The organism is Methylobacterium sp. 4-46 (genome assembly GCF_000019365.1).
In the GTDB taxonomy this organism is placed as follows: Bacteria; Pseudomonadota; Alphaproteobacteria; order Rhizobiales; family Beijerinckiaceae; genus Methylobacterium.
In genome coordinates this window covers 116,355-133,464 of sequence record NC_010511.1, presented here as the reverse complement: position 1 = coordinate 133,464, position 17,110 = coordinate 116,355, and the positions used below count along the sequence as shown (strand labels likewise).

Annotated in this window: 8 protein-coding genes; 6 read left to right on the top strand and 2 right to left on the bottom strand. The window is 75.0% G+C overall.

Annotated features, from left to right (window positions below; translation table 11 throughout):
• Positions 1-587: 587 nt before the first annotated feature.
• The 6 genes from M446_RS00545 to bcsN all read left to right on the top strand — a co-directional run bounded on the left by M446_RS00545 (position 588) and on the right by bcsN (position 13,548).
• Positions 588-3,053 (top strand): response regulator, encoded by a 2,466-nt coding sequence (locus M446_RS00545; RefSeq protein WP_012330112.1) that lies wholly within the window; start codon positions 588-590, stop codon positions 3,051-3,053.
• 476 nt (positions 3,054-3,529) lie between these two features.
• On the top strand, positions 3,530-4,231 hold the full coding sequence (gene bcsS, locus M446_RS00540; RefSeq protein WP_083784608.1) for a cellulose biosynthesis protein BcsS: 702 nt from the start codon (positions 3,530-3,532) through the stop codon (positions 4,229-4,231).
• Positions 4,232-4,372: 141 nt separating this feature from the next.
• On the top strand, positions 4,373-6,808 hold the full coding sequence (gene bcsA, locus M446_RS00535; protein ID WP_012330110.1) for a UDP-forming cellulose synthase catalytic subunit: 2,436 nt from the start codon (positions 4,373-4,375) through the stop codon (positions 6,806-6,808).
• A 7-nt stretch (positions 6,809-6,815) separates the two neighbouring features.
• Positions 6,816-9,392 carry a cellulose biosynthesis cyclic di-GMP-binding regulatory protein BcsB gene (locus M446_RS00530; protein WP_012330109.1) on the top strand — a complete coding sequence of 859 codons (2,577 nt, stop codon included), beginning with the start codon at positions 6,816-6,818 and terminating at the stop codon, positions 9,390-9,392.
• Positions 9,389-10,570 carry a glycosyl hydrolase family 8 gene (locus M446_RS00525; RefSeq protein WP_012330108.1) on the top strand — a complete coding sequence of 394 codons (1,182 nt, stop codon included), beginning with the start codon at positions 9,389-9,391 and terminating at the stop codon, positions 10,568-10,570. Before M446_RS00530 ends, M446_RS00525 begins: the two co-directional genes overlap by 4 nt.
• A gap of 29 nt (positions 10,571-10,599) precedes the next feature.
• Positions 10,600-13,548, top strand: a complete 2,949-nt coding sequence (gene bcsN / locus M446_RS36470; RefSeq protein ID WP_012330107.1) for a cellulose biosynthesis protein BcsN — start codon at positions 10,600-10,602, stop codon at positions 13,546-13,548.
• 66 nt (positions 13,549-13,614) lie between these two features.
• Here the strand turns inward: bcsN and M446_RS00515 are convergent, their stop codons facing one another.
• Positions 13,615-16,203 carry a lantibiotic dehydratase gene (locus M446_RS00515; RefSeq protein ID WP_012330106.1) on the bottom strand — a complete coding sequence of 863 codons (2,589 nt, stop codon included), beginning with the start codon at positions 16,201-16,203 and terminating at the stop codon, positions 13,615-13,617.
• Positions 16,200-17,108: a thiopeptide-type bacteriocin biosynthesis protein gene (locus M446_RS00510; RefSeq protein ID WP_012330105.1), complete on the bottom strand. Its 909-nt coding sequence runs from the start codon at positions 17,106-17,108 to the stop codon at positions 16,200-16,202. The genes M446_RS00515 and M446_RS00510 overlap by 4 nt, the downstream gene beginning before the upstream one ends.
• Positions 17,109-17,110: the final 2 nt, after the last annotated feature.

Here is a 17,110-nt window from a genome sequence, read left to right as displayed (position 1 = left end):
AGCGAAAAATTTGCCCGCCTCTATAACGTGTGATTGAGCAGTAATTACATTTTGCCCTACGTGTCATTTTGGCAGCAATCAAGTCAGAAACAGAAAGCGAAGATTTTGCGGTGATCTTCTCAGAAATTTCAGCGGCATTCATTATCGGATAATATCGCATGAATTATGGCTGTACACTTCGGATGCCATGTCTGCGGTATAGCGAACGCTCCACAACACCCAGTCAGCGAATGTCCGCTTTCGATGGCGATGCAGTACGTTGTGGCCGTGCGGCTGAATGCCGGCTCCCACTCTCAGCGGCCATTCACATGGTCAAGCTGATTGGGTTTTGAACCTAGCACGCCCGGCGATCGCGGGATCGACCCTTGCGGCAAGATCGCCCACACCTCCAGGATCCCGAACTGCCGCCGCACGACCTGCTCGTACCAGTCACGACCACGCGGATCCGGTTGCCTGTGCGGCGCTATAGCGGGATCTTGCACGGCTTAAGGGAGAGAATCCCCCGAGTTAAGCAGCTGTTAACCATTCTGAACGAAGCGTGAGCGGCCGCGGACGAAGCGGAGCACGAGCCCACGGATCCCTCGCCGATGCACAAGTCCGGCATGCTGTCCCTGCGCGCCACGATGGCGGCGCTCTGCGCGCTCTCGGCCGTCGCGGCCGGGCTCACCGCGCTGCGCGTCGCGACGCCCGAGCACGCGCCGGCGCCGCGGCAGGGGCAGATCGCCCGGGACGGCGCGCGCCTCGTCGCCGACCGCCTCGCCTCGGCCGTGCTCGCGGTCTCCCGGGACGTCGCGCTGGCGGCCGAGAACGCGCTGCTGCAGCCCCAGGCCGATCCCGCCGCGATCCGCGCCTACTTCGCCCGCTGGCGCGCCCTCCACCCCGAATACGCGGACATCCTCCTGGCCGACCGGACCGGCCTGATCCGCGCGACGGCGAGCGGGAGATTCGCCGGCGCTCACGTGTCGGGCGCGACGTGGTTCGCGCGGGGCCTCGCCGGGACCGTCATCGCGGATGCCAGCGAGCGCAGCCGGGCCGGCATCGAGGCGCCCCGCAACACCATCCTGGGCGCGCCCGTGCCGGGACCGGACCGGACCGCGATCGGGATCCTGGCGGTGCAGCTCACGCCGGAATGGATCGGCAGCGTCGTTGACGCGGCGCGCGCCGATCTCGGGGAGGCCGGCCGCGCGCTGCAGCTCAGCATCCTCAACGGCACCGGGCGGCCCCTCCTGCAATCCGAGGGCGCCGCTGGCGCCCCGGCCGGCGGCCCCGAGGCGGTGGCCTCGCTCCCCGACGCCGAGGGGGCGGGGCTCGGCTGGCTCGTCGCCGCGCGGGCGCCGGGCGAGGCCGGGCCGACCTGGCAGTCGCAAGCCGGCTCGCTGCTCCTGGCGGACGTGGTGGCCCTGGCCGCCCTCCTGGGCTGGATGGTCGGGGGGCACGCCACCCGGGGCCTCGCGCGCCTGCGCGGCGCCGCCCGGGACGAGCGGCCCGGCCTCGGCGCCGAGCGGTTCTGGATGCGGGACCTGGGCGACCTCGCCGGGACCCTCGCGGAGGTCACCGCGCGCGCCCAGAGCCGCGACCGGCTGCTCCACGAGACCCGCGCGGCGCTGGCGCGGGCGCGCAACCGGCTCCGCTTCATCCACGCCGTCACCGGCGCGACCTGCTGGGAGGTGGATTTCGCGAGCGGGCAGGTCGCCTGGACGGATGCCGCCGCCGACCGCGACGCGGGCGCCTCCGAGCGGGTCTGCGCCCTGGACGAGATCCTCTCCCGCGTGGCCGGCGACGACCGCGCGCTGGTCGAGGGCGCCATGCGCGGCGCGCTCGCCGCCGAGGGCGTCACCCGCGACGTGGCCGTCCGGATCCTCCCGGGCGACGGCGATGCCCGCGAGCGGCGCCTGATCCTGCGCATCGCGAAGGCGGCGCGGGACGAGGTCTCCTGCACGCGGCTGCACGTGCTCAGCCGGGAAGTGGCGGCCGCGCTGCCGGCGCCGGGCCCGGGCCTCGCCGCGGAGAATGCGGGCGCGCTGCCGGCGCCGGAGCGCCGCCGGGACCCGCTCACCCGCGAGATCGTCGACAGCATCGTGCACGACATCAACAACGTCCTGACCGTCGTGCTGACCTCGGTGGGGGCCGCGCGGGCGGGCCACATCCCCGACGAATCGGTCCGGCGCTGGCTCGAGGCGGCGTTTCGCGGGGCCGCGCGGGGCGCCTCGACGACGCGCCGGGTGCTCGCGCTGAGCCGGCGGGAGGCTCCCCCGGCCGGCGAGATCGATCTCGCGCCGATCCTCGACGACGTCCTGGCCTTCCTGCGCGGCACGGTCCTGGCCGGCACCCCGGTCGCGGTCTCGAAGGCCGCCGACCTGCCGCGGCTGCACTGCGCCGAGCGCGACGTCGAGATCGCCCTGCTCAACCTCGCCGTCGACATCCGCGCCTGCCTGACGGAGGGGGACGCGGTCGCGATCGTGGTCGGGGCCTCGCGGGACGCGGCCGGGGCGCCGATCCGCCAGCAGGCGGGCGTGCAGATCGGCGTCTCGATCGGCGGACGCTTGGCGGAGGGAAGCGGGATCGCGGCCGTGCGCCAGCTCATGGAGGAGATCGGCGGCGCGATCAGCGTCGGCCCGTCCGAGGTCACGCTCTGGATCCCGGGCTCCGACCTCGCCCCCGCCCAGGCGCGCCCGGGGGCCCGCGCGCGGGCGCGGCGCGTCCTCCTCGCGGAGGCCGACCCGCTGGTGCGCTCGGTCACGGCCGACGCCCTCGCGGGGCTCGGCCACGCGGTCACCCTCGCGGCGACCGCCGACCAGGCCTTCCAGGCCCTGGCGGAGCGGCGGGACTTCGACCTGCTGCTCTGCGACCACCTCCTGCCCGGCGCCAAGGGCCTCCACCTCGCGGCCGTCGTCTCGCGCACCCATCCGGCGATGGAGATCGTGATCATGGGCGCGCGGGGCCAGCTGCCCGCGAACGCGCAGGTCTTCGGCAGCCTCCACAAGCCCTTCGGCCTGACCGAACTCGTCCGCGCGCTGGACGAGGCTCCGGCCGCTTCCGTGCGGGCCGCCTGAGGGTTCAGGCGCCCCCGGGGGGAGCCGCCCGGCAGGGGAGGGGCGTGCCGCTGAGAAAGCGCCCGGACCGGGCGGCGTCCTCGCCGGGCCGCGCGGTCCCGCCGCCGTGCTCTGGGATTTGTTTCAGTCTTCCGGCTCGCGCGCCGCAATGGAGGACGCCACGATCGCGGCCTCTCTCATCCGGCACGCCGTCGCGGTGCCCGATCGAGTCAGCCAATACGGAGTGAAGACTCAGAATTGAACCATGTAGCACGACTCTTATCGCTCGATTGACGGCCGCCGCGGCCTGTGTCGTTCACAGCACATTGCCTGAGCAACGGCGCAGAGCCACAGGATTTAACGCCTCGTTAACCATTAAAACGAATATTTGTGGCGCTCGAAGCCGGGTTCACCCGCAGCAAGGCCCCAGAAGGTGCGACGTGTCTGCCCATCATTTGATCAAATGCTGCATTGTTGCCCTGGTTGGGTCGATTGCCGTGCCGGAGATCGGGTTCGCGGCCGATTGGTACACGGGGGCCGAGCAGGTCGTCCCGCAGGATGACTGGATCGTTGCGGTCGATGCCGCGGCCACCGTGACCTCGAACAGCTCCGCTTTCGGCGCGGTCACGGCGACGATCGCGACGGCCAACACCCTGGTCGAGAGCGGCCCGCGGGTCCGACTCCAGAGCGTCGACGGCGTCTATTCCTACCCTGGCGCGGGCGCCGGCCGGACGGTCCACGGGGTCCAGGCGGAGGGGTCGGCGCTCTTGGGCTACGAGTGGATCTGGCAGCAGGCCGCCGTCGCCGGCTACATCGGCTTCAATGTCCGCCACAACGAGCTCTCGATCCCGGATCCGCGCAACCCGGTGGTCGGAACCGGCGTCGGCGCGAAGGTCGCCGCCGACATCTACCTCAACCCGACGGTCGACACGCTGTTCGCGGCGAACGCCTCCTATTCCACGCTGTTCCGCGCCTACTACGCCCGCCTGCGCGCCGGATTCGCCGTCGCGGACGGCGTCTTCCTCGGCCCCGAGGGCACGTTCCTCGGCGATCAGTTCTTCAACCAGTGGCGCGTCGGCGCGCACCTCACCGGATTCTTCGTCGGGCCGATGAAATTCTCGCTCGGTGCCGGCTACGTCTTCGATCGCATTCAGAAGAGTGGTTACTACACCAGCGTCGAAGCGCGTGCGGCGTTCTGATTTAACCGTTCATTGGAGACGTTTATCAACAGCCGCGATGCCGATCGAGAGTGGACTGAAATTGGTCAGACTTTGGCTCGTATATTGCTGTGAAATGCAGCACCGAGTCGGTGTCTTGTTTTCACAGAGGAGATGAGAGTCGTGCCTGTCATTCTCGCGCGAGCGCTCTGGCTGACCAGCGCGATGGCCGTCCTCGCGCTCCTGGTTCAGCCCGTCGGGACGCAGGTCCAGCTCGAGATGAGCCTCGGCGCGATGGGCCTGATGGGCCTGATCTGGCTGTTCCTGCGCGGGCGCGTGGCCCGGTCGGTCTTCCTGGCGATCGGCAGTTTGGTGGTGCTGCGCTACCTCTACTGGCGCGTCTCCAGCACGCTGCCGCCCGTGAGCGACGTGCCCGGCTTCGTCTGCGGCATGATCCTGCTCGTGGCGGAACTCTACTGCTTCTACATCCTGATGATCAGCCTCGTCGTGAACGCCGACCCGATCGCGCGCGCGACGCCCGACGCCGCGGACGACGACGCCCTGCCGACCGTCGACGTGTTCGTGCCGAGCTACAACGAGGACAGCGACGTCCTGGCGACCACGCTCGCGGCCGCCAAGTCCCTGGACTACCCCGCCCACAAGCTCACCGTGTGGCTCCTCGACGACGGCGGGACGGAGCAGAAATGCTCCGATCCGAACCGCGCCAAGGCCGTCGAGGCCCGCACCCGCCGCTCGGTGCTCCAGAAGCTGTGCGCGGAACTCGGCGTCAACTACCTGACCCGGCGCCGCAACCTCCACGCCAAGGCCGGCAACCTCAACAACGGGTTCCAGCACTCGCAGGGCGAGATCGTCGTCGTGCTCGACGCGGACCACGTCCCGTTCCGCTCCTTCCTGCGCGACACGATCGGGCATTTCGCGCAGGACCCGAAGCTGTTCCTCGTGCAGACGCCGCACGCCTTCCTCAACCCGGACCCGATCGAGCGCAACCTCGGCACCTTCGACCGCATGCCCTCGGAGAACGAGATGTTCTACGCCGAGACCCAGCGCGGCCTCGACAAGTGGAACGGCTCCTTCTTCTGCGGCTCGGCCGCGCTGCTGCGCCGCCGGGCGCTCGAGGAGGCGGGCGGCTTCTCCGGCATCACCATCACGGAGGATTGCGAGACCGCCTTCGAGCTGCATTCCCGCGGCTGGACCAGCGTCTACGTCGACAAGACCCTGATCGCCGGCCTGCAGCCCGACACGCTGACCTCCTTCATCGGTCAGAGGTCGCGCTGGTGCCAGGGCATGCTGCAGATCCTGCTGCTGAAGAACCCGCTGCTCAAGCGCGGCCCGACGTCGATCCAGCGGCTCTGCTACCTGTCGAGCATGACTTTCTGGTTCTTTCCGGTGCCGCGATTGATCTTCATGGTCGCGCCCCTGCTTTACATCTTCCTGGACCTCAAGATCGTGGTGGCCAACGTCGATGAAGCGATCGCCTACACCGCGACCTACATTGCCGTGAACCTGATGATGCAGAATTACCTCTACGGCCGCCTGCGCTGGCCTTTCGTCTCGGAGCTCTACGAGTACGTCCAGGGATTGTTCCTGATCAAGGCGACCGCGTCCGTCATCCTGTCGCCGCGCAAGCCGCACTTCAACGTCACGGCCAAGAACGTGACGCTCGACCGCGACCAGCTCTCGCCGCTGGCGATGCCCTTCCTGGCGGTGTTCCTGGTCCTGCTGCTCGGGGCGGGCGTGGCCACCTACCGCTACCTGTACGAGCCCGGCATCACGAACCTGATGCTCGTCGTCGGCCTGTGGAACCTGTTCAACCTGATCACCGCGGGGGCGGCGCTCGGGGCGGCGGCGGAGCGCCGGCAGACCGAGACGACGCCCTCCCTCGCGGTCGAGCGCCCGGCGGTGCTGACGCTGAACGGCCTCGCCATCGACGTCGCGGTCGAGCGGATCTCCCGCGAGCGCGCGCGGGTCCGCATGGACGCGATCGTGCCGATGCGGCGCGACGGCGACGCGAGCGTGGGGACGCTCGGGGTCGCGCCCCGGGCCGACCTGCCCGAGGCCACGGCCCGGGCCGCCATCACGGCCCGGGTGGTCGGGGTCGCGCTCGCGGGCGAGGAATCGGTCTGCGACCTCGTCTTCGAGGACATGACGCCCTGCGCCTACCTCGTCCTCGCGGACCTGATGTACGGCGACGCGGAGGCGATGCGGCGCTTCCAGCAGCGCCGGCGCGGGCACAAGAACCTGCTCGCCGGCAGCCTGCAATTCGTCGCCTGGGGGATCGCCGGCCCGTGCCGGGCCCTGTCCTACTTCCTGTCGGACCTCGCGGCGCGGGACGCGCGCAAGGACCCGGCCGAGGTGCCGGTCCCGCAGACGATCCGCATGCATCGGCGCCTGGCCGAGACGCCGCGGCGCAGCTTCGTGGAACCCGCGAGGCCGCGCCCGGCCGCGCCCGAGGCGCAGCCGCCGGTGCCCGCCAACCCGGTCGACGCCACGCCGGCCTGGCTGCGCATGATGCTGGAGGCGGAGAACGCGACGCTCGCCCAGAACCGCGGCCGGCGCCGCTCCGACCTCGACCCCTCCTCGCAGCCGAGCCTCGGCTGAGGCCGCCATGACCGCCCAACCCCGCCTTCCCGACCTCCTGCCGATCCCCGCCGCCCCGGTCGGCGCCGCCCTGCGCCGGATCGCCGGCACCTCGCTCATCGGCCTCGCCCTGCTCCTGCCCCAGGGCGCCGGCGCCCAGAGCTTCCTCGGACGCGGCGCCCCCCAGGTGCTGTCCGTCCCGGACGCGGCCGGCGCGGCGCCCGGCCGCCCGGCCGAGGCCGCGCCCGCCCCCGAGGGCGCCGCGGTGCCGGCGCCCGCGCTCCTGCCGCAGCGGCCGCTCCCGGCCGGCCGGAGCGGGCTGCGCCTGAGCGGCGAGGAGAGCGGCCTGCAATGGAGCGTCTACCTGACGGAGGCCGAGGCGCGCGAGCACCTGCGCTTCCGCATCGGCTACCTGGCGGCGATCTCCGTGGTCCCGGAGACCTCCTCCCTCACCCTGTCCATCAACGACGCGGTGGTCGGCCGCACGGCGATCCGCGCCCCGAGCGCCGTGCGGGTCGTCGAGTTCGACGTGCCGCCCGGCCTGCTCAGGCCCGGCTACAACGCCGTCGCGGTCGCGGCCGTCCAGCGCCACCGGGTCGATTGCAGCCTGCCGGCGACCTACGAGCTCTGGACCCAGGTCGACCCGTCCTGGACCGGCTTCGTGCTGCCGCCGGGCACCGGGACCGCCCAGAGCCTGCGCGACCTCGCCGCGGTCCCGCCCGATCCGCGCGGCGTCGTCCCGATCCGGGTGATGCTCCGCAGCCGGCCGACCTTCGAGACCTTCGAGCGCATCATCGGCCTCGTGCAGCGCGTCGCGCTGGCCGGCGGCTACAGCCACGTGGCGGTCGAGTTCGGATCGGCGCAGCAGGGACCCTCGGGCCTGAACCTCGTGGTCGCGAGTCCCGACGAGCTGCGCGAGGTCGCCAATGTCGAGGCCGGCGAGGTGGCGAGCGGCCAGCCGCTGACCGTCCTGCCGGCCCAGGCGACCCGGGCCACGACCCTGATCGTCCCGGGCACCGCCCCGGCGGATCTCGACGCCGCCGCCGAGGCGGTCACCGCCTCGGCGGCCCATGAGCCGGTCGGGAGCCCGCAGGGGTTGCGGGCGCTCGCCCTCGCGCGCGGCGCCGAGATCCGGGGCGGCGAGACGCTGCGCCTCGCCGATCTCGGCCTGCAGAACCGCGAATTCAGCGGACGGCTGTTCCGGGCCGGCTTCGACGTGGTCCTGCCGAGCGACGTGATCGCGGCGGATTACGGCAAGGTCGTCCTGACGCTGGAGGGCGGCTACGCCGCCGGCCTCGACCCGGAGGCGCAGGTGATCGTCGACGTCAACCGGCGCAACGCGGCGAGCGCGCCGCTGCCGCGCGCCGAGGGCGAGGTGTTCCGCGACGCGCAGATCGGCCTGCCGCTCGGGCGCTGGCGGCCCGGCCGCAACCGCGTCGACGTCACGGCGCTGCTGCCCGCCGCCTCGGACCGCGCCTGCAGCGACGCGGAGGCGGACCGCAAGCGCTTCCTGTTCCTCGGCGAGACCAAGGTGGCCTTCCCGCGGCTGGCGCGGGCGCTGCGGCTGCCGGACCTCGCCGCGACGGCGGGCGGCGGCGCGCCCTATCGCGATGCGCCGCGGCGGCCGCGCCTCGTCGTGCCGGCGCCCGACCGGGCCTCGATGTCGGCCGCCGCCACGATCGCGGTGCGCCTCGCCCTGGCGGCGGGCCGCCCGATCGACTTCGAACTCGCCACCGAGCGCGCGGCGGAGAGGCGGGGCCCGACCGTGGTCGTCGGGCCGGTCCGCACGCTCGATCCCGACCTGCTGCGCACCGTCGGGCTCGACCCGCAGCAGGTGCAGCAGATCTGGCAGGGGCGGGCCGCGCAGGCCGGCGCCGAGATCCCGCAGCCGGCCGGCCAGGGCGGGGGCCTGAGCCTCGACCGCCTGCGCTCCGACATCCCTCCCGCCTGCGCGCTCCCGGCCGCCCCGTCGCGCAGCATCGCGGTGGCCCAGCGCGGGCGCTCCTCGGCGCGCGCGCAGGCCGCCGACCTCGTCACCTCCTGGGGCGCCTCCCTGCGCGGGGCGGGCGCGGGCGAGGACGGCCTCGCGGGGATCGGCGCGCGGCTCGGCGCCGTCCTCCAGGAGGCGGTCGCGGCGGCCTCGCGCTGGCTCGACGCGCAGGTCCGCGAGGCGGAGATCGAGGTGGATGCCCGCACCTCCCTGATCGCCGGGCAGGGCCTGATGGGGCGCGACCCCGACGCGACGCTCACGGTCTTCACGGCGCCGACCCCGGCGGCGCTGCAGGCCTCGGTGACCTGCCTGACCGCGCCGTCGGTGTGGGACCGGCTCGAAGGGCGGGTGGCCGTGCTCGACGGCAATGACGGCGCGGTCCGCACCTACGCGGCGCGGCACGCGATCCTCGTCGAGACGGCGCCCCGCAGCTTCGAGAATCTCCGGCTGATCGTGGCGGGCTGGTTCTCGTCCAATCCGAACGCCTTCGCGCTGATCATCCTGGCCTCGGCGGCCGCCCTCGGCCTGTCCACCTCGGCCATGCTGCGCGGCGTCGGGCGCACCGGCACGGGGCGGCGCGGCGACCCCGACCGCGGCACCGGAGCCCCCCGATGAGATCCTTCCTGCGCCTCGCGGCGACGATCCTGATCCTGGGCAGCGCCGCGCTGGGCGGCGCCCGGCCAGGCCTCGCCCAGCAGCCGGGCGCCGCCGAGCCGCCGCCCCGCGCGCGCGACGCCAAGAACCGTGATGGCGAGAGCCGGACTGGCGAGAACCGGACTGGCGAGCCGGCGTCGCTCCACAACGCCCTCGGCAACGGGGCGGCGTGGCGCGCCTACAAGGCGCGCTTCGTCACCGACCAGGGCCGCGTCGTCGACACGGCCAACGGCCGCATCAGCCACAGCGAGGGGCAGGGCTACGGCATGCTGCTCGCCGTCGCGGCCGGGGACCGCGACGCCTTCCAGCGGATCTGGGACTGGACCCGCGCCAACCTCATGGTCCGGGACGATTCCCTGCTGGCCTGGCGCTGGGAGCCGGACAAGCGCCCGGGCGTCGCCGACATGAACAACGCCACCGACGGCGACCTCCTGGTGGCCTGGGCCCTCATCGAGGCCGCGGACGCCTGGCAGGACGAGGGCTACCGCCTCGCGGCACGGCGCATCGCCGTCGATATCGGCCGCCGCACGGTGCTGTTCCGCTCCGAGGGCGCGGCCCTGCTCCTGCCGGGCATGGCCGGGTTCTCGGCCGAGGACCGGGCGGATGGGCCGGTGATCAACCTGTCCTACTGGATCTTCCCCGCCCTGGCGCGCCTGCCCGCGGTGGCGCCCGAATTCGACTGGGCCCGGCTCAGCGCGGCCGGCCTCGACCTCGCGCTGCGGGCGCGGTTCGGGGAGGCGGCGCTGCCGGTCGAGTGGACCTCGCTGCGCGGGGGCGAGCCGAAAGCGGCGGCCGGCTTCCCCCCGGTCTTCTCCTACAACGCGGTCCGGGTGCCGCTCTACCTCGCCATGGCGGGCATCGCGGAGCGCCGCTACTACGCCCCCTTCGTGAAGGCCTGGGCCGAGGTCGGCGCCTCGGGCCTGCCGGTGGTCGACACCGCGAGCAACGACGTCGTCGGACGGATGCAGGAGCCCGGCTACCTCGCGGTCGCGGCCCTCACCGCCTGCGCGGCCGGCACGGCCTCGCTGCCGCCCGCCCTTCCCGACCCGACCTCGCCGCAGAACTACTACCCGGCGACGCTCCAGCTCCTGGCCCTCGCCGCCGTCAACATGAGGTACGCGTCATGCCTTGGGCGCTGAGTTCCGGAGCGCCGTCGCGACGGGCCGCGATGCTCGCGGCGCTCCTCGCCGCGGGCGGGGGCGCCGCGCGGGCGGAGGCTCCGACTGCCCCGGTCGGGGTGATCCAGCTCGACGAGCGGCGCGCGCCCGTGATCCTCGGCAGGGACGGCGCGCCGGCCGAGGATGCCGAGATCGTCGACGAGAGCGCGCTGCGCTTCTACGCCGCCCAGCGCCAATCCGACCGGGTCCAGGCCGAGATCGCCCGCCTGCGCCGCCGCTACCCGAACTGGAAGGTTCCGGCGGACCTCGATTCCATCCGCCCGAGCCCGCCCGAGGAGGCCCCGATGTGGGACCTGTTCACGGCCGGCCGGTTCAACGACCTGCGCGCCGCGATCGCGGCCCGCCAGGCGAGCGATCCCGGCTGGCAGCCCTCGGACGACCTCGCCCGCAAGCTCAACCGCGGCACGCTGCGCAGCGAGGTCAAGGCCGCGGCCCGCGAGGGCGCCTGGCCGGAGGTGATCGCCCGGGTCCGGGCGGTGCCGGAGGCGATGCGCGACCTCGACATCGACATCGCCTGGCTCGTCGCGGAAGCCTACGCCCGCGGCGGCGATCCCGGCCAGGCCGCGAGCCTCTACCGGGGCATCCTGGCGGGGCAGAAGGAATCCGCCCTGCGCCTCGCGACGATCCAGAAGGCGATGGCGACCCTGCCGATCGGCCAGGTCGAGCCGCTCCTCGCCCTCGGTCAGCCGGCCGCGGACGGGAGCAACGAGTTCGCGGCGCTGCGCCTCGACGTGACCCGCGCCCGCATCGCCGCCATCCTGCACGACGAGCCGGTGGGCCGGATCGAGCCGGCCGACCTCGCCGCCCTGAGCGACCACGTGCGCAAGCTCGGCGAGCCGGACCAGTTCAGCCTGCTCGGCTGGTACGCCTACAAGCGGCGGCAATTCCGCGAGGCGCTGGACTGGTTCAAGGGCGCGATCGCCCGCGGGGGCAGGGCCACCGTCGCGACCGGGCTCGCCCTCTCGCTGCGCGAGGTCGGGCAGGAGCGCGACGCCGAGGAGGTCGCCTTCGCGTGGCGCGAGGGATCGGTCACCAACACGGCCCTCTACATGGACCTGCTGGAGCGCCGTCTCACCCAGTCCCCGGTGGCACCCCTGGAGGCGCCGCGCCTGGACCGCTTCGCCAAGCTCGTCCTCGCGACCGGCTCGGGCGAGGGCGCCCAGGCGCTCGGCTGGTACGCCTACAATGCCTGCCAGTTCGACGCCGCCGCGGAGTGGTTCGAGCGGGCGAGCGCCTGGAAGCCCCGCGAGGCCGCGATCCTCGGCTACGCCCTCTCGCTGACCCGGCAGAAGCGCAACCGCGAGTTCCTGGAAATCGTGAACCGCTACGACGGGCTGTTCCCGAAGGTGGTCGGGCTCCTGTTCACGGCGCAGGACGAGGGCGCCGATCCGGGCCCCTGCGCGCCCCCCCGCTCGGGCCCCGCGCCCCAGCGCGCGGCCCTGACCCGGCCGGCCGCGCCCCGCGTGCCGAAGCCGACCGCGGCCGCCCCCGAGACGGTCCTGCCCGTCCGCCGCGGCGAGTTCCCCCAGGCGGTCGCGCCGGAGAACCCGCTGCGCTTCACCGCCCAGCCCGCGGGCGAGAAGGGCGGCGAGCGGGACGCCCTGCGCGACCTCCGCGCGGGGCCGCCGCCGCTGGTGGCCCGCCGGGTCCCCGGGGTCGGGCCGATGCCCTACGAGCGCTACGGCTACGCCCTGCTGCCGAGCTGGAACGGCTCGGACCGGGCGAGCCCGCAGGACGGCCTGCCGCCCCCCGCGGTCGGAACCATCGCGCAGGCCGAGGGAGCCGCCGCCCCGGCCGGCCCCGCCCGCCCCACCCAGACCCGCGACGGGAGATCGCTTCGGCCTCTTCGACGCGCCGCCCGCCGCGATGCGGTGAGCGCAGCTTCCGGATCGCCCATGACCTCGCCCCGTCCCTCCCTCGCCGCGGCGTCCCTCCGGATGGTCGCACTCGCCGCCGCGGCGGCGTCGCTCGCCGCCTGCACCGCGTCGGGCAGCGGCCGGCGCGTCCTGCGCGGCGCGGAGAGCGCCACGTCCTTCAGCTCGCTCAACGGCTCGGCCCGGTCGCAGGCCCTCGTGCACCTGCCGGGCGCCGAGGCCGGGCAGTCCATCCAGGTCGACGGCTACTCGCAGGGCCTGCGCCAGCGGATCAGCTTCGGCCCGCGGGGCGGGGGTGGCGAGGGCTGGATCGACCTCGCGCTGCGCCGCCGCGGGGCCGTGGACGGGCCCGCCATGGCCAAGCCGACGCGCTCGGGCATCGCGGCGGAACTGGCGGCGCTGGCCGGAGGATCGGGCTACCGGATCTCGTCGCGCCCGGCCCGGAACGCCTACGGGCCGATGGGCTTCGCCCAGAACGAGCGCTGCGTCTACGCGTGGCAGTGGATCGAGGCGGTGCCGAGCCTCGGCGCGGCCTTCCCGCCCGCCGCCTCGCCCGTCACCGCCTCGCTGCGCATCCACCAGTGCCGCCGCGCGGGCACGCCGTCCGAGGCGCTGATCGAGAATCTCGCGCGCCTGCGGCTCGGGTCCGACGGTCCCGTGCCGGCGGACGCGCCCCCGCGCCGCCGGCCGGCATCCCGTCGCGTCCTGGCGGCCGCGCCGGCCGCGGTCCCGCCCGCGGCGGCCGTCCCGCCGGCGATGGCGGCCGCGCCGGTCGCCCCGCGGCCCGCCGCCCCGGACCGGGCCGCGACCCCGACCTACCTCGCGCCGCCCGCCGGCCCGCCGGCGGCCGCCTCCCTGGCGCCGCCCGCGGTACCCCGCCCGGGGCCGGCCGGCGCCACGCTCGCCCAGCCCCGCTTCATCACGGATACCCTCCCGACCCCCGGGATCGGCCGCATGCCCGAGGCGGCCCCCGCGCCGCGCCCGCCCGCCCGCGCCGAGCCGATCTCGGGCGAATTGCCGGCCCAGGCCTATCGCGGCCCGGCACCGCCGCCCTTCGGCTGGTAAGAGGGACCAGCCGTCATCCGCTGTCCGGGCGATCACGTCCGGAACGCGCATGATACGGATCTCGTCTCACGCCTCCGCCGCGGGGGCGAGCCCGGCCCAGAATGCGTCGTCCCCCGCCCAGGCCACGGCGAGTTCTGCGAGGTAGCGGCGCCCGGCCTCGTCCCGGACCACGAAGCCGCTCGGATCCGGGAGCAGTTCCTGGAGGCGAAGCGCCGGGCCGTGGGCCGCGAGGTCCTGGCCGAGGAGGTCGATCGCGAGCGGGCTGTCAGCCGCCAGCAGCACCTCGGTCTCGCCGCGTCCCGCGAAGGCGTAGAGGAGGGCGGGGAGCCCGGCCTCGCGCGCGAAGCGGCGCCAGATCACGAAGCGCTCGGCCCCCCGGGCGGCCGCGAGGCCGGCGCCCACGGCCTCCCGCGGCGTCCAGCGCTCCGGGCCGAGGACGGTCTCGCCGAGGAGGAGCCGCGGCAGGTGGCGCCACTCCGCCACCTCGCGGGCGAGCGGCGGGATCGGCGCCATCAGGGATGGGCGGCCGAGGCAGAGGGACACCGAGGACAGGAGCCAGGCGATGCGGTCGAGCCCGGCGAGGGAGGCGGCGGTGCGGGCGGCCGGGACGAGCCGCTCGGGCAGGCCGGCGGCGTGCAGGGCCGGCCGGCCGCGCGCGTCGCGGCCGATCCCGAGCCCGCGCAGGGCCTCGCCGCCGCCCGCGAGCGGGTCGAGCGCCCGCCGCGCGCTGGCGGGCCGGGCCGTGACGTTCGGCGCCCGGTGGTTGCGGATGGCGATGTCGCAGAAGCGCACGGGGTGGCGCGCCTCGATTCCGCGCAGGGCGCCCCGCAGCCAGTCGAGGAAGGCGTCCGACCCGTCCAACGCCGCGCCCAGGAGGGCGGCGAAGCGCCCGTGAAAGAAGGCGGGCTCCGGCGTGATCCCGCCGAGCCGCAGGCGCCCGTCCGCATCGACGAGGAGGAGGGCCGAGCCCGCGGGAAGGGGCTCCCCGCCCGGGCCCGGCTCAGGCTCCGGCTCCGGCTCCGGCAGGGCGAGGCGGCGCGCCGCGGGATCGGGCGCGAGGACGCGCTCCCAGCGCCCGAAGGCCTCGCGGGCGCGCCGGGCGAGGTCGCTGCCGGGCGGGGCCGCCGCGCGCTCCTCCCAGGTGCGGGCGCGGCGCCCGAGGCCCGCCTCCGCCTCCGCCTCCGGCGCGAGGAAATCCCCGAGGGGAACCGTGCAGCCCGGGGCGATCGGGCCGAAGAGGCGCTCCGTCTCGATCTCCGCCTCGACGGCGCCGAGGCCGAAGCGGTCGAAGGCCCAGGCCGCGCGGATCCGCGCCTCGATCGCGGCGGCGAGGTCCCGCGACAGGGCGAAGCGGAACGGCGCCGTGCGGTCGAGCGCGAGCACGTCCGCCCCGTCCGGCAGCGCCAGGCCGTAGCCGGCCAGCAGGGCGGCCACCGGCGCCCGGGCCGCGTCGAGCCGCGCCCGCAGGGCCTCGGCCGAGAGGGTCTCGATCCCCGCCTCGATCTCCGCCGCGATCCGCGCGAGGGCGGCGCGGACCGCGCGCCAGCTCTCGGCCTCGCCCGCGGGCAGGGCGGCGACGATCCCGTCGAGGGCCTGCCAGGGATCCGCGTAGAAGCCCGGCAGGGCGGTCGACGGGGACAGGATCCCGGCGCCGATCCAGGCCTCGACCCAGGCCCGCGCGGTCTCGTCCGGGAGCGCCGGATCGCGGCGGCGCAGCGCGTCGGCGATCGCGTCGGGCGCCGCCTCCTCCCCGGGCGCCAGGGCGGCGCGGAGGTGGCCGAGCGGCGCGTGGTCGGCGACCTGCCGGGTGACCCAGATCCCCTCCGCGACCGTGCCGAACAGCCACGCGGCCCCCGCGCGCCGCAGCGTCGGGTTGAGGCGCCAGGCGGTCGCGTCGATCCAGGGCCGGGCGCGGCCGCGCGCCTCCAGGATCCGCGCGAACAGGTGCAGCACCGGGGCGACGCGGGTGACGGCCGGGGCGGGCGCGACCGCGAGCGGGCCCCGCGCGCACCATCGCGCGTCCTCGCCCCCGCCCACGTCCTCTCCCCCGCCCGCGTCCTCGAGGACGATGCCGGCCCAGAGGCCGTTCGGCGTCGCGCGGCCGACCGCCCGCATCAGGTAGCGGTGCAGGCTCGCGGCGAGCCGGCGCCGGCCGCGCGCGTCGCCCGGCGGATCCGTCAGGCGGCGGAAGACCGAGGGACTGGCGAGGCAGAGGGCGCGCCGAAAGCGCTCCTCGCGGGCGACGGCCTCGAGGGCCGCCCCCGCGCGGGCGAGTTCCGCCGCGTGCGCCGCGTCGATGCCGGCCCGCTCGGCCGCGTGGGCGAGGCGGGACGCGGCGGCTCCCCGAACGGCCTCGCCGAGCGAGGGATCGCCCCAGAGCCGCCCGACCGCCGCGGCCGGCAGGGGGCGCGCCGAGCGCCGCAGGGCCCGCGCCAGGTCGAGGAGCGCCCCGCGCCGCGCCGGATCCTCCGCGCCCCGCAACGCCGCCCGCACCTCGCCGGCCAGGGCCGCCCCCTCGCGCAGGAGCGCCTCGTCCCGCGCGATCCAGGCATCGACCCGGTTCGTCAGGGCCGCCGCGCGCAGCGGCGCCAGGGTCTCGATCGGCCAGCCCGCGACGCGCAGGATCGCCGGGCCGAGCCCCCGCACCGCGCTCATCCGGCACCCTGCCGGATCGCCCCGCGATCCGGGTGCCGGGCCGGGTGGAAGGCGCCCGGATGCGGCTCGGGCAGGGCGCCGCGCAGGAGGCTGCGGCCGTCCCAGGAGGCCGCCACGGCGCGCACCAGCGGCACCGCGCGGGCCTGGCCGAAGCCGTGCCGGTTGAGGGTGAAGAGGGCGGCCGTCGCCAGGAGGGCCCGCAAGCCGCAGGCGAGGCGCCCGCGCTCCCAGCTCCGCAGCAGCCCGGCCGCGAGCTGCCCGGCCGCCTCTCCGTAGGCGTCGAGGATCGCCGCCTCCGCCGGGCCGGCGCTGGTCCGGAGCCCGTCGAGATGGATCGGCGGGGAGGCCGGGAGCGGCGGCGCGTCCCCGGCGGGCGCGCCCTCGGCCGGCGCCCGCAGCAGGACGAGGAGGTTGCACCACGTGTCCCAGACCTCGGCGCCGTCGCCGAGGCTGCGCCACGCCGTCTCGTTGAGGATCGCGGTCAGCAGCGACGGGTAGGGGATGGTCAGGGCCTTCTCGGCGATGAGCCGGTCGACGGCGATCCAGAGCCGGCTGTCGGCCTCCCAGAACCCGTGCACGGCCTCCATGGCCTGCGCCCCGCCGAACAGCCGCGCCTCCGGCTCGTAGACGCTGACGAAGTGCCGCGTGACCCTGCCCTCGGCCACGTGCCGCGCGAGGATCGGGCGCAGCTCCGCGAGCAGCCGGTCGCGGTCGCCCCGGAAGCGCAGGCGCAGGTCCGGCGGCTTGCGCTGGAACAGGAAGGCCGAGAGGAGGCGCGTCCTGCGCCACCCGGGCAGGGCGTCGCCGATCTCCCCGAGGAGGGCGCGGGCGGCCGGCAGCGCCGAGCCGCGCTCGCGGGACAGGCCGACATTCACCTGCAGCCAGGAGCGGCCCGCGCGCGCCATCG

Coding starts and splice junctions, on each gene's coding strand:
- M446_RS00530 (WP_012330109.1), top strand. CDS start 6,816: ATGACCGCCCAACCCCGCCTTCCCGACCTCCTGCCGATCCCCGCCGCC.
- bcsN (WP_012330107.1), top strand. CDS start 10,600: ATGCTCGCGGCGCTCCTCGCCGCGGGCGGGGGCGCCGCGCGGGCGGAG.
- M446_RS00545 (WP_012330112.1), top strand. CDS start 588: ATGCACAAGTCCGGCATGCTGTCCCTGCGCGCCACGATGGCGGCGCTC.
- M446_RS00515 (WP_012330106.1), bottom strand. CDS start 16,203: ATGAGCGCGGTGCGGGGGCTCGGCCCGGCGATCCTGCGCGTCGCGGGC.
- M446_RS00525 (WP_012330108.1), top strand. CDS start 9,389: ATGAGATCCTTCCTGCGCCTCGCGGCGACGATCCTGATCCTGGGCAGC.
- M446_RS00510 (WP_012330105.1), bottom strand. CDS start 17,108: ATGGCGCGCGCGGGCCGCTCCTGGCTGCAGGTGAATGTCGGCCTGTCC.